Source organism: Shewanella psychropiezotolerans, from assembly GCF_007197555.1.
Taxonomy (GTDB): Bacteria; Pseudomonadota; Gammaproteobacteria; order Enterobacterales; family Shewanellaceae; genus Shewanella; species Shewanella psychropiezotolerans.
In genome coordinates this window covers 3,190,064-3,203,276 of the sequence record NZ_CP041614.1, presented here as the reverse complement: position 1 = coordinate 3,203,276, position 13,213 = coordinate 3,190,064, and the positions used below count along the sequence as shown (strand labels likewise).

General features: G+C 42.3%; 10 protein-coding genes. 5 read left to right on the top strand and 5 right to left on the bottom strand.

From position 1 onward, the window contains the following. Nucleotides 1-21 precede the first annotated feature (21 nt). Nucleotides 22-1,056: an oxidoreductase family protein gene (locus tag FM037_RS14130; RefSeq protein ID WP_185977034.1), complete on the top strand. Its 1,035-nt coding sequence runs from the start codon at nucleotides 22-24 to the stop codon at nucleotides 1,054-1,056. Between the two features lie 319 nt (nucleotides 1,057-1,375). Here FM037_RS14130 and FM037_RS14125 read toward each other — a convergent pair whose 3' ends face one another. Further along, complete coding sequence (locus FM037_RS14125) at nucleotides 1,376-1,888, bottom strand: hypothetical protein (RefSeq protein WP_144046526.1); 513 nt, start codon at nucleotides 1,886-1,888, stop codon at nucleotides 1,376-1,378. Nucleotides 1,889-2,620: 732 nt separating this feature from the next. Between FM037_RS14125 and FM037_RS14120 the strand changes: the two genes are divergently transcribed. After that, complete coding sequence (locus tag FM037_RS14120; protein ID WP_144046525.1) at nucleotides 2,621-3,679, top strand: tyrosine-type recombinase/integrase; 1,059 nt, start codon at nucleotides 2,621-2,623, stop codon at nucleotides 3,677-3,679. A gap of 230 nt (nucleotides 3,680-3,909) precedes the next feature. Here FM037_RS14120 and FM037_RS14115 read toward each other — a convergent pair whose 3' ends face one another. Both FM037_RS14115 and FM037_RS14110 read right to left on the bottom strand, forming a co-directional pair. Then, on the bottom strand, nucleotides 3,910-6,489 hold the full coding sequence (locus FM037_RS14115) for a M1 family metallopeptidase (protein ID WP_144046524.1): 2,580 nt from the start codon (nucleotides 6,487-6,489) through the stop codon (nucleotides 3,910-3,912). 192 nt (nucleotides 6,490-6,681) lie between these two features. Next, the gene (locus tag FM037_RS14110; RefSeq protein WP_144046523.1) at nucleotides 6,682-7,398 is read right to left on the bottom strand and encodes an RluA family pseudouridine synthase; all 717 of its coding nucleotides are present in this window, start codon (nucleotides 7,396-7,398) and stop codon (nucleotides 6,682-6,684) included. 338 nt (nucleotides 7,399-7,736) lie between these two features. On the opposite strand from FM037_RS14110, the gene FM037_RS14105 reads away from it, so the two are divergent. Next, nucleotides 7,737-8,132, top strand: coding sequence for a hypothetical protein (locus FM037_RS14105; protein WP_144046522.1), 396 nt, complete (start codon nucleotides 7,737-7,739; stop codon nucleotides 8,130-8,132). Between the two features lie 95 nt (nucleotides 8,133-8,227). Here FM037_RS14105 and FM037_RS14100 read toward each other — a convergent pair whose 3' ends face one another. Together FM037_RS14100 and FM037_RS14095 are read right to left on the bottom strand one after the other, a co-directional pair. After that, nucleotides 8,228-10,123, bottom strand: coding sequence for a S8 family peptidase (locus FM037_RS14100; RefSeq protein ID WP_144046521.1), 1,896 nt, complete (start codon nucleotides 10,121-10,123; stop codon nucleotides 8,228-8,230). Between the two features lie 576 nt (nucleotides 10,124-10,699). Continuing rightward, nucleotides 10,700-11,251: a GNAT family N-acetyltransferase gene (locus tag FM037_RS14095; RefSeq protein WP_144046520.1), complete on the bottom strand. Its 552-nt coding sequence runs from the start codon at nucleotides 11,249-11,251 to the stop codon at nucleotides 10,700-10,702. Between the two features lie 464 nt (nucleotides 11,252-11,715). Between FM037_RS14095 and FM037_RS14090 the strand changes: the two genes are divergently transcribed. Together FM037_RS14090 and FM037_RS14085 are read left to right on the top strand one after the other, a co-directional pair. Continuing rightward, nucleotides 11,716-12,039, top strand: coding sequence for a hypothetical protein (locus FM037_RS14090; protein ID WP_144046519.1), 324 nt, complete (start codon nucleotides 11,716-11,718; stop codon nucleotides 12,037-12,039). 14 nt (nucleotides 12,040-12,053) lie between these two features. Beyond that, on the top strand, nucleotides 12,054-13,010 hold the full coding sequence (locus FM037_RS14085; protein ID WP_229381200.1) for a sensor domain-containing diguanylate cyclase: 957 nt from the start codon (nucleotides 12,054-12,056) through the stop codon (nucleotides 13,008-13,010). Nucleotides 13,011-13,213 lie beyond the last annotated feature (203 nt).

Genomic DNA, 13,213 nt, shown 5'->3' with positions numbered 1-13,213 from the left:
ATATAACTTAAGTGATTAGCCTTGGAAATTGAAGATTTTATATCACAAACAATCAGTTGTGATTCTATTATTCCTGTAGAAACCATTCAAACACTCTGGAGTGGTTATGGTGAGATAGTCCGTTATCGACTCGAAGGACAAACCTGTCCAGCCAGTATTATCGTCAAATCAATTCGTCCTCCCGAGAAGACTCAGCATCCTAGAGGTTGGAACACCTCGGCTTCTCATCAAAGAAAATTGCTCTCATACCGCGTAGAAGCAAATTGGTATCATAGCTGGTCCAAGATGTGTGATGAAGACTCTCGAGTCCCCACCTGCTATGGCTTATCATCCCATGACCAAGTCTATGCAGCAGTTGACGCCTATGATACTCACTCGACCTGCATCGAACGTGATAGTGCGGCTATTATCTTGCTTAGCGATCTCGATACCGAAGGTTTTCCCATTCGGCATCAGAGATTAACACTAGAGCAAGCTAAGGTGTGCATAGAATGGCTTGCGAATTTTCATGGACATTTCATGCAGGATTCGCCTCAAGTTAATTGGCCTAAAGGACTGTGGAAGATAGGCTGTTACTGGCACTTAGGTACCCGGGAAGATGAGTATCAAGCCATGCCAGACTCTAGCCTCAAGCAATCGGCTCACAGACTCGATGCACTATTAAACCAAACCCGTTTTAAAACACTTATTCATGGTGATGCCAAGGTGGCAAATTTCTGTTTCAGCGAGGACAGCTCACGAGTCGCCGCCGTAGACTTTCAATATGTCGGTGGAGGTTGTGGCATGAGAGATTTGGTGTATTTCATCGGCAGCTGTTTGTCTGAAGAAGAATGCAAGCAACACCATGCTTCCCTCACCCGCTTTTACTTTTTAAAACTTGATCAGGCATTAATTAACAGGTGTTCAGCAATAATGGCTAAGGATATTGAACGGGAATGGAGACCTCTTTTTGCGGTTGCTTGGGCCGATTTCCAACGATTTATTTTAGGCTGGGCACCCGATCACCACAAAAATAATGGTTTTAGCAGGTACATGACCAGTCAGGTCATTAAATAATTTCACTTAATAATCTGAATATTCAATTGGTCAAAATCATGATGAATAAAGGTGTACAGCTGAGTTATGACTAGATTAATTGGGCTCAAAAATTACCAATTTGTATCAAAGTCGACTAAACTTTGATACAAGAGAGCTAACGGATAAACGTAAATCGGCATAGCGCCAAGTGTGTCAAAGGACACTTTTCTTACTGTATCAGGGCTCTCTGCTTAGAGGATAAACTCGGCCTATAAAAATACTAGCTCATCACTCAGTTACGATACCTCCCCACCATTAGGTGTTTGTCGTAACCCGTCTGCTACTCAGATAACAATGATTAAGAGTACTGCTGATGATCTGTCGCTTTAAAGGATTCGACTTCGCTCAGCAAATTATCTATGGCTTGATCGAAACTGTCTAAACGTTCCTGCTCCATATAAGCTTTCAATTTTACGATCAGATCTTTACTCAGTTCAATATGAGACTTCTTCTGTCGCTTCTTAATCTGAGACAGTTCTTTGCGTACCATTCGCCAACCATAGTCGCTAAAATATTGATTCAAGCTCTGGTTTAATCGCGTTAAGGGATCAATTAAATTTGTCAACTTCTTGCGCTCTTGTGTGACTTTTTGTAATAACTCCACCAGCGAAATATATTCTTTGTTTTGTTTCTCATCTGCAGTCACAACACTGGCACTAAACCAATCTGACTTCTGATCTATCTCAGCCGGGTGAATAAGACGATAGATAAGAGGTAAGGCAAATGTGAGTTCATCGACTTCGAGTAACAATAATTTCCTTCCCGCTTTAGGCGACTCTCCGTGATAAAGCCATGGATGTTTGCAGCTCATCCTATTCCCTTTCATCTTGTTCTACTTTTAATTTTAATTTTGATTTTAGTTTACTCTTGTTTTTTAGAGTCTACTGCTCTGCACACCTGTTGCTTAGTAATAATGTCAAAAACAATAGTATGGTGCAACCATTATTATGTCACTAGAATCATATAACTTAAGTGATTAATCTGTTTAATTATTACTCTACGCACAGCCAATAAAATGGTTGCACCACTCTTTTATTTTACAATTCAATGCCAGTAATGCACCTAATCTATAGAAATAGAGCTGTTCGTTTTTACGGCTAATATCTCTGGTTAAGCCTTTATTAGCCGATATGTAATGATGAAAGTGTATCTATTCGGCAGCTAAATATGAATATATAAGGTTTATTGAATAGCTTAAAACTCTTTATTAGCTTGTAGCAGACATTTTCAGTATCAACTCCTGTTATAAACCGAACTTATCAATACACCACACATGCAGGTCATAATATCCTATATTCAGAATTGGTGAGATGACCGGTCATCTTTTAATGTGCTCTTAGCAAATCCAGTTAAGTCACTACTCACTATTGTGCCCATCCGTAACCCTTTCCGACTCTCGTTAAATTTCCACTTATTCTTATATCCTCCTAAGTTGGTACTAAATTCATCGCTACCAGTGATAATGACGATTATCACTGGTAGATATTGACAGCAAAAGCTATAATTTCGGCTCTGTTTCCAGGGAAAACATGCGTGATTTATCATGAATAAGCTCAGCATCAATCAGCGCCAAGTCACTAGTGATAAGAGTTTCTTCGAGGAGACGGAACTGCCGATCTCAATCTTGGATGATTTCAAGAGCGCCGCCAGTGAGACTGAATATGAAGTCGCGGCTAACACTCGCCGTGTCTATCGTTCTAGCTTCAATATATTTACTCAATATTGCCAGCATCATGGTTTGAGTAATCTGCCCGCGGACCCACGTTCGGTGATCTCATTTATAGGTCATCAGAAAGAACAAGTGCATCAAAAGACTGGCACACAATTTTCTAAGCAGACCATCACCACACGGCTGGCGGCTATCCGTTTCTATCATATTCAAGCCGGTTTTCATTCGCCAACCGAACACCCTCTGGTGATCCGGGTCATGCGTGGTTTAAGTAGAAATAAGCATAGGGTGACCACGGGTTATGATCAGCAGCCCATCATGTATGATGAACTCGAGTTACTGTTACAGACCATAGATAAACAGGGGCAAGAATTAACCAGGGCTCGAGATAAGGCCATTATTCAATTGGGTTTTCAAGGTGGGTTCCGTCGTTCTGAACTAGCGGAGATCCAGGTTAACCATGTCAACTTTCTTCGTAAAAAATTGAAAGTGAGATTGGCCTACTCTAAAAGTAATCAGCAGGGACACAAGGAGTGGAAAGACTTGCCCGAGTCGGAGCTCTTCTCGGCGTTCGGAGCCGTTAAACATTGGTTGGAAGTTTCACAATTAACCCAAGGTCATCTTTTTCGCTCTCTGTCTCGAGATGGTCAGCGGCTCAGACCTTACTCGGTAGCAAATAAAACCAGTGTCGATATCGATGATAATCCCCTCCAAGTAAACCGAGGTTTTTTGCGTGGCGATGATATCTACCAGATGATAAAGAAATATTGTGGTAAAGCGGGTTTAAGCCCAGAATTTTATGGAGCCCACAGTTTACGCAGTGGCTGCGTAACTCAGCTGCATGAAAACGATAAGGACCATCTGTATATCATGGCGCGTACCGGACACACAGATCCCCGCTCCCTGAGACATTATCTTAAACCTAAAGACTAGTCATAATCGTGCCCGCATAATTTATGCAGGCTAGAATCGACCAATAAAATGGTTACACCATTAAATAATTCTATGACTTAACTGGCTGACAAGATCGGTAGATTTAATTATAAAGTATAAGCAGTTAAAAGCTGACATAAAAAAGCGGAGCCCTAGGCTCCGCTTTGTTTCTGCTCTACTCTTTGTTTACTTAAAACTGAGTACTTAACACTTTCAGCTTCTATTAAACATTAAAGTTTTTGCAGATAACTGTCTACGCTAGCCTGTTCGCGAGTCTTTAACTTAACACAGTTTTTTACCTTTTCGTTGAGTTTGGCCAGAGTGCGCTTAAACTCAGGTGAAGTTTCAAGCTTAGGCTCGAAGAAACTATTGGTCTGCTCCAGTGCTTTGAGATCACAACCCGTACCTGTGTAGTTAGGCAACTTAGCCACTGAAAATGGCGGTAACTTAGCCTTAACGGCTTCGTAATTGCTGTACACCCAGTCTCGAAATAGGGCTTCTCGGACGGGTGTATAACTCTGACCCGTCATGATATATCTAAGATCAGGAGAGTTTAACTTATCGGTTAAGCTGTAATCCAATATGGCTTTTTGTTGTTTTGGCTCGGCAACATAACCTAAGGCTCTCATCAACTTAGTGCGTTTCTGTGGATTCTTAGTCGTCTCAAATGTTGTCTTAAACTCTTGAATTAACTTGTCATTACCAAAGTATATCGCGATCTGAAGTTGAGTACCTATCAGGTAGGCATCGACAGATTTATCACCTGCCAGGTAGGCCTGACTCGCGGTTTTAGCATCACGGATAACCGCTTTATCTTTTCCTTCAAATGCCAGGATAGCGATAAGACTAGGACGCAATTTACTTATCTCTATACTCTCACCGGACGTCGCCACCAGGCCATATTTATCGATGGCAACTTTCGCCTTAGCACTAATAAATTTAGCCCACTTGGCCTCATTGCTTTCATCGACAAAGGTCATCTTCTGGATCTGCAGATAACTCAGCGCCGAAGAGACGATTTGAGGATGGGCGTCATCGATAAATTCGCCCAAGATTGCCAAGAGATCACCGGCCGAGATGAAGCCACCGTCTAGCAGCGCATCGGCAGATGAAATAAGTGCCTTACGCTCCCTCGCCGTCAGCTTAGTTTTCGCATTGGCGAGCAAGTTAGCGAACTGCTTATCATCCAATAACCAACGGTAATATCCCATGGCATCGGCATCGGGATAGATCCAATCCGGAGTAAATTCTAGATCTAAGGTTTTCGTTTCACCGTCGAGCAATACAGTTGTCGATATTACCTTATCGCCCTTGCCATACTTAATAGATACAGGTACCACCCAGGTCTGATCCGGAGCCTTACTGCCGGCAAATACAAATCTTTGCTGAGAAAGCGTCAGTGATTGACCCTTTACATCAAGAGTGATTAACGGGTAAGAAGATTGCTCGATAAAAGTACTCAATACTTTACCCACATCTTTACCCGATGCCTTAGATAAGGCATTCCAAAGGTCATCGGCCTGGGTATTCTTAAAGGCATTATCCTTGATATATTGACGAATGCCTTGTTTAAAACTCTCCTCACCAATCCAGTTTTCTACCATGGATAAGACGGCGGATCCCTTACTGTAAGCCAGTCCTAAGCCATCCATGATATCGGCTTCAGTCTTAATAGGCTTACGAATAGGCTTAGTCGATAGTCGTGCATCCAGGCTCATGACACGGTTCTTCGATAAACGAAGGTCCGATTCAAATTCAGGATGTAGCTGATGGGTAACCTTAGCGGCCATCCAGCTGGCAAATGCTTCGTTTAGCCATAAATCATTCCACCACTCCATGGTAACTAAATTACCGTACCACTGATGGGCGAGTTCATGGGCCACTACTGAGACGGATGATTGTTTAGTATTTTGATTCGCAGTTTTTTCATCCAGAAGCAAGATATCTTCTCTATAGGTCACCAGGCCGGCGTTCTCCATGGCGCCGAATGGAAACTCAGGCACGGCAATCGAATCGAGTTTCTTATAGGGATAATCGACATCAAAATAAGATTCTAAAGCGCTAAGAATGGCTGGCATCTCTTTAACGGCATATTGGGCCAGTTCTATTTTCCCCTTGGTGGTGATCACTCGACTCGGGATTTTCATCCCCTCCAGGGTCACCTCTTCAAATTGACCCACCACGTAGGCGACCAAATAGGAGGGTAACGGCTTGGTCTGAGCAAAAACGTGAGTCGTTAACTGCCCTTCTACCTTAGTGCTTTCGACTGGAGTGTTACTGTAGACCTTCTCATTCGATGGTGCGGTAATGGTGATCTGGAATGGGATCTTATATTCAGGCTCATCAAATACCGGGAAGCTGCGACGGGCATCGCTCATCTCAAATTGAGTGAAGAGATAAGGTACACCGGCATCGACCGTCTTATATAAGCCCACAGATTGACGATTAAAAGGCGCGGTAAAATCCAGATGTAAGTTATAACTGCCAGGCTTTATCTCCTGTTCACAGATAAGATTGACTATACCCGTATCTAACATCTTGGCCGTCATTTCACAGGCTTGCTGTCCTGAGAGTTGAATGTTTGTTGCGGTATAATCGACGCCATTAAGCTGAATGATCTTTGTTTTTTCAAGTACTTGTATCTTGATATCGGTACTGCCGGAAAAATCATCTTTAGTGGGATCTAAAGCCAAGCTGACAGCTTGAGATATTGGCTTTGTTTGTTTACTCAAGACAAATTCATCTGCCTGAATGACTCCACTGCCCAATAGAGACACTGTCACCAATCCGGTGGTCATAACTCGATACATATCCATTCCCTTTTATCATGTTACTGTGCTGAAATTACTGAAGCGGTTAAACGAAAATGGTGACAAATAAACAAGAAAAATCTGGGGGTAAGCCCAGACAAAAGTCACATCGTTTAACATAATTGGCGTGATTTTAACAAAAGAGATGCAGATAAAGCTATAGCAGAAACCTAGACTTACAACTTGGTGGGATTAGAACGGACTCTTGGACTCTATTGTCATTGGCACACCGGAAACGGGGTGTTCAAAACACAAGCGAGATGCATGCAGCATCAAACGGTTAGACATAAAATATGCTTCATCCGTCGCATACAGATCGCAGCCCAAGATTGGATGGCCCAGATGTTGACTGTGTAATCTCAGTTGATGAGTGCGGCCCGTTACAGGCTCAAATTCAACCCGAGTCACTTGTCGATCTCCCGCCCTGGTATCATCGAGAAAGAAGTTATCGTTATCAGTCTGAATAAATCGTGATATCACCCGATATTGTGATTGCGCCGGCTTACCCGTAACTTGGCATAACTTCATCAGCGGGAAATTCTCAATATCCTTTGCTATTCCACAGTCTACCAAGCCTGAGTCAGACTCAAGATTGCCGTGCAGTAAGGCTGTATAACGTTTACTGACTCGCCGCTCACTGAACTGCTTGCATAACAAGGCATTAATCTGTTTGTTCATGGCGAGTAGCATAATACCGGAAGTGCCAAAGTCGAGGCGATGGATCAAAGTACAGGTCGGATAGTCCTGAACTAATCGATAATGAACGGAGTCAATATTCAGTGGATGTTTACCCGACAGGCTCAGTAAGCCGCTAGGCTTATCGATCACTAAGATATGTTCATCCCGGAAGAGGACATTAATGTCATCGAGACATTTGGGCACGATAAAAGGGTCTGTTTGTGGCTGCATAATGGCTATTGGTTACTGCTGTAGGTAAATAACATCTTAACTGGGTACGAATATTACCTAATATCGTCCCAAGACTAAAGCTTACAGCCAACAAGATATTGTCTAATTTGCGTTATAACGCTTTGCTTAAGGAAGATTTTAGATCTAGCCGAAGACGCTTACTTATGAGGTATTGTTTAATACTCTAGTTTAATTTAGGACAAATATATGGCTGCAACACCTAGCTGTATATAAGCTGAATGAATTATGTAAACCAGTTCTTTGTATGACAATCTGACTTGGCCGAGCTCATAAAGATGTTAATATCGTTATCAAATGCTTAGGTCTATGGAATCTTGATGTTAAAACCTACACTCATCATATTCAGTTTGTTATCACTGTTATTCATCTTCATGTTGTCAGCCTTTACATCCAAAGGCTACATGCTGACAACACAGCTAACCTTGAACGGTGTACAAGCGGGACCCACTGAAATTCACCTCGATAACGGTGAAACTAGCGAGTTTCCAGTGACACTGAAGGACTACAATTATATACGTTATACCTTATCGGAGAATCAGAAACAGGTCGATGTCACCGCTCAACTTATTTTCCGCCAAGGTGATTTTCGCAATACCAACACCTTGCCCAGTTTTTCTCTGATCCCCGCTGGACAAAAGGCTTCCATGGAATATAAGGCCGAAAAAAATGGGCCAAACATACATTGGACCGTTTCTGTCGCACCCACTGAGTAATACCGATTGGTATAAGACACTCGATTAGAGTAAAAAGCCCTGATTCATCATCAGGGCTTTTTATTTTCTATATTTTGGTGAGCTCAAACTGTAAATTAATGGCTGGCGGTTAAAGACAAGCCACTAAAGGTGCTGTAGCCCCTTAGCATGATGTGATACATACCAGACTGATTGACATTGAAGGAACAAGTTTCTGTGTTGCCATTCTTATAGGGGCGGCAATCGTAGGAGCTAGTGGTCGGCGCACTGCCCGCCTTCACGTACAGATCCGCATCACCATTACCACCTGTGGTACTCACGGTTAACTGTGAACCCGCCTCGATATAGACCTTGTAAGTTTGCTCTGATCCACTTCCCCCACTAATCTCTGTCACTGCAACGCCGTTTGTTAAACAATTTGCATCGGTGCAGTTTCCGCCACCACCTCCGCCAGTTGAATAGCTGGCATTAAGACTCGCATTCGAATAAGTACTGTAACCATGTACCATCACATACCATTTACCGGCTGCTGGATTATTGAAGCTACAAGACTCGTTATTTCCACCTTTATAAGGGCGACACTGATAACTGTTCAAGGTCGGCTTACTGCCCTGCTGTACATAGATATCTGCATCACCACTACCACCTGACAGATTAACAGAGAGTGAAGTAGCACCTGCAGGCACGTCGATAAAGTAGTTATTCTCTGAGCCCGTAGCACCGCTGGTGCTAACACTCTGATTATTGGTCAGCTCAGTCTCATCGACCGGGCAATTATTACCACAACCGCCACCAGCACCTTCGAGGGCAAACAATAACTCGTTCGGTGAGCCAGATTTGGCATCGGTTACCTTACCGGAGCTGGCTCTGGACGAGAGTAAAGCGTCAATCTCAGAGGGAGAAAGCGAGGGGGTTTGATCCAGATAGAGTGCTGTAACACCCGCGACATGGGGCGCAGCCATCGAGGTACCACTGATGGTGTTAGTCGCAGAGTTAGAGTTGTACCAGGCTGATGTGATGCTTGAACCCGGTGCATAGATATCTAAACAGCTACCGTAATTGGAGAAGCTTGAACGACTGTCGCTGCTGGTTGTCGAGCCAACGGTAATCGCATCCACGGCTCTGGCAGGCGAATAGTTACAAGCATTAGTGTTATCGTTACCGGCGGCCACCACGAAGGTGATTCCTGCAGCAACTGCTGCATTTACCGCATCGTCTGTGGCTTGCGATGCGCCGCCCCCTAGGCTCATGTTGGCAACCGATGGGCCCTGAGCATTATTCTTCACCCAGTTAATACCCGATATTACCCCTGAGTTGCTGCCCGAGCCACTACAGCTGAGAACCCGAACGCCCACTACGCTGACATTTTTAGCCACGCCGTAAGTAGAGCCGCCTATAGTACCGGCCACATGAGTACCATGACCGTTACAGTCGGTGGCATCGTTGTCATTATCGATAAAGTCATAACCACTGCTGGCACGGCCACCGAATTCATTATGGGTGGTCAATACGCCGGTATCGATAATATAAGCCGTGACGCCGCTGCCATCGAAATCGTAATGATAATTACCATCTAAGGGCAAGTCCCTTTGATCTACCCTATCCAAACCCCAGGTCGGACTGCCTTGATCACCCGCAGCGCTAACCATAGGGTTAATAGACATCATCTGATCTTGTTCGATGTATTTAACATTTGGATCACTGCGCAGGGCCATGATCTCTTTCTTACTACCACTGACCAATACACCATTCAGTGCACTACCGAAATTGTTCTTTACGTTTATATTGAAACGATTAGCTAACTGCTGACCTTGCTGGATGGCATAGCTCTGAATCGACATCTGATCTGAAAGGTTGAGCACACTGGGTGTGTTGAACACCACAATATAGGTATCTTTAATAGCACGTGATTGTTCGACCTCAATCATCTGCGCTTGATACTCTTGGGCTTGAATAGAGACCGATGCTAATCCTGCAGTGACCGCTATTGCTATCAGTTGTTTCTTATACATGGTTTAACTCCATTTTTATTAATTGTGCCTCAGGGGCATAATTAACCTAGTTCATTTAATGAACAGATCAAATGAGAGTGTGAAAAACAAGCACAGGATACATCTAATTTATTGTAACAATCTCTTTACATGATTGGTAATAACAAAAACCACACATTTACTAATGATTTGAAACCATGGTTTTATCATTAACAAGCTAATTAGATATTCTTAGAAGATAATTAAATAATATTGGTTGTAAGTATTTGTTTTATTATAGCGCTTATAATTTCATCATTTTAATATTACAATTATGATAACAATTTCACAGAATTAAGATATTACTTCGTTTTTACTAGACCAGTTAACCCTAGTAAGTAAAAAGTATTAATCATGTGTTTTATGATGCTTAATTTAATTTAATCCCTTGAGTTGGGGTTTTAGAGAATAATCTTAAAGATACATAAAAGTGAATCTGACACAATAAACTGAACATAAGGTACTATATTCAGTTTATTTATGACAGTGTTCCAATGAGCGCTTATAAATTAAATTTTATTACGACGTGTCTAAAAGTCGCCATTATCAACGGGTCTTTTATAAGACCTTTTCGTAATAGACTAATTCCAGATCACCCAATGGGTCTTTGTGAATGTCTTTCTTAAGAAAGCTCATCCCTAGCTTCTCCATGATCTTAATCGAACCTAGATTCTCTTCGAACGCGATGGCCGAAGCCTTGTTGATCTTATCCGGTGCAGTAACCACATCCATCACCGCCCTTGCCGCCTCAGTTGCATACCCTTTACCCCATGCAGCTTGTTTGAAACGCCAGCCAAGTTCAAGATTATCCCATGCAGGCTCATCATTAAAAAAATCCATGGGTCTCACCAATATCCAGCCCAAATAGAGGTGAGCCTCTAGAGTATCAGAAGGTTTAGCTGTCACCTTCCAGATCCCCCAACCTTCATCCTCATTGGCATAGCTTTCGAGCCTGGGGATCGAGATTCTACGAATATCTTCCATAGTAGTCTTGTGTCCGCCATTGATGTAGAGCATCACGTCTTCATCTTGATCAAGCTCGAACAAGGCTTCGGCATCCTTACGGGTCATGAAATGAAACTCGAGTCTGTCTGTATCCGGAATTCTCATGCATTTGTCCTCTCTACTCTTTTCTACTCTCTTGACTAAGCATAAAGCATTTAACACAACATTGGATTTAGCGAGCAGATAACCCAGTTTATTAATTAGAATGTCCGTCTGAGATTCCTTTCTAAAGGCAGCCAACTCCAAAATATGAAAAAAATTACCGGCCAAACACATTAACAACTTATGCACGCTTTATGCGCTAACTATTCAAAATGTAAAATATAACCCCGAGATATTTTTAACACCCATTCAAAATTATGAATATAGATTCACACCCAATACCTAAAAGGGTCAAACGACTCACTTGAAATAAGCGTTTAAGAATGGGTGTTGAGAGTGAGTACTGAGATTGAGTCATTCTATCCACTTAACAGACCAAACGGGTCGAGATAACGGCTAACTCATACTCAAATGATCAAATACAACTAAACTTAACTAGATATCTTGAGTCATGGTGAGAGAATCAAATGCCCAGTCCAACAGAGGAACTTCAACACCTGGTCGACGTCATAGCGGCAAGTGTTGCCATCGTCGAACAAAAGAAAAACAGATCAGGTAAGGGTAAACAGTTTCGTGTGGTCGCCCATAATGAACTCTTTCTGCGTATGCTTGGTAAAAATAAACCTAGAAGTGTAATTCTCAAAACTTGCCTATTGGACAGCTTAACTTCAACGAGTGTCTCACAAATTTTCAATACCTACTTACCACAAGTTTTTACCACCCTAGAACCCATAGAGATAGAGCAAACATTTGAATTAACCTCTAAGTCCCCTGGTGGCGACTATTCTTAAATCCGATGGAAAATATGCCTAATCAACCCCAGAGGGTGATGATCATAGGCATTCATATGAGTGATAAACAAGAATTACAAAATGAGATAAATAATGCTAGTACCAGATTTAGCTCAGTGATAGATGCCGCCTTCGATGGTATTATCACTATGGATGATAAACAAAGAATCCAACTATTTAATCATGCATCAGAAAATATATTTGGCTACTCTGCTAATGAAATAATAGGTAAAAGTATTACTAAACTCATGCAAAAGAAGTTTAGATCCAGTCATTCAAATTATATCAAACAATTTGCAGACTCTGACATTCAATCCAGAGACATGTTATCTCGGGTCATGATAATGGCAGTAAAAAAAGACAAGAGTGAGTTCCCCGTTGAGATAACCATATCCAAGATATCAATCAATGGGAAAATAGAATTCACCGCTATTATTCGTGATATATCTAACCGAATAGCCTTTATAGAAAAACTACAACACCAGGTAAATACAGATAATTTGACCGGACTTTATAACCGAAATTACTTTGATACTCAAATAAAAGATATTTATCATCAATATAAGCGCTTCGGTCATAGCTTCTGTGTATTGATGCTAGATCTTGATAAATTCAAAGTGGTGAACGATACCTATGGGCATCTTATTGGCGACAAGGTATTACAAGAGTTTGCTAAAAAAGCACAAGAAGTGTTAAGAGAGGTCGATCTATTAGTCAGATTTGGCGGTGAAGAATTTATTGCACTGCTGCCTAATACTCAGCTTGAAGCTGCAAAAGACGTTGCCAATCGTATTCGAAATTGTATATCCCAGCAGATGGTGTTAAGTCAAAACCATGAACCCGTCACGTTTACCGTTAGTATAGGTGTAGCCGAGATTGCTACAGATGATGATACAGAGTCGATAGTCAAACGAGCCGACGAAGGCCTCTATCGGGCCAAGAAGAGCGGCAGAAACCGAGTATCAGATTAACGTTATACGCGAGCTATAACAGTAAAAGATGAGCGCTGCGCTTGAAGTAGCTAAGAAGACGGCTTTTAGCCTATGGGTGTAAAGACGAGCGCTGCGAATAGCTAAGAAGATGGCCGTTGGCCTGTTGAAGCCAAGATGGCGGCTATGCCTGGTAAAACTAAGACGAACGCAGCCCTTTAAAGATGCTGTCATCTGACCGCCAT

Coding starts and splice junctions, on each gene's coding strand:
- FM037_RS14125 (WP_144046526.1), bottom strand. CDS start 1,888: ATGAGCTGCAAACATCCATGGCTTTATCACGGAGAGTCGCCTAAAGCG.
- FM037_RS14120 (WP_144046525.1), top strand. CDS start 2,621: ATGAATAAGCTCAGCATCAATCAGCGCCAAGTCACTAGTGATAAGAGT.
- FM037_RS14115 (WP_144046524.1), bottom strand. CDS start 6,489: ATGTATCGAGTTATGACCACCGGATTGGTGACAGTGTCTCTATTGGGC.
- FM037_RS14110 (WP_144046523.1), bottom strand. CDS start 7,398: ATGCAGCCACAAACAGACCCTTTTATCGTGCCCAAATGTCTCGATGAC.
- FM037_RS14105 (WP_144046522.1), top strand. CDS start 7,737: ATGTTAAAACCTACACTCATCATATTCAGTTTGTTATCACTGTTATTC.
- FM037_RS14100 (WP_144046521.1), bottom strand. CDS start 10,123: ATGTATAAGAAACAACTGATAGCAATAGCGGTCACTGCAGGATTAGCA.
- FM037_RS14095 (WP_144046520.1), bottom strand. CDS start 11,251: ATGAGAATTCCGGATACAGACAGACTCGAGTTTCATTTCATGACCCGT.
- FM037_RS14090 (WP_144046519.1), top strand. CDS start 11,716: ATGCCCAGTCCAACAGAGGAACTTCAACACCTGGTCGACGTCATAGCG.
- FM037_RS14085 (WP_229381200.1), top strand. CDS start 12,054: ATGCCTAATCAACCCCAGAGGGTGATGATCATAGGCATTCATATGAGT.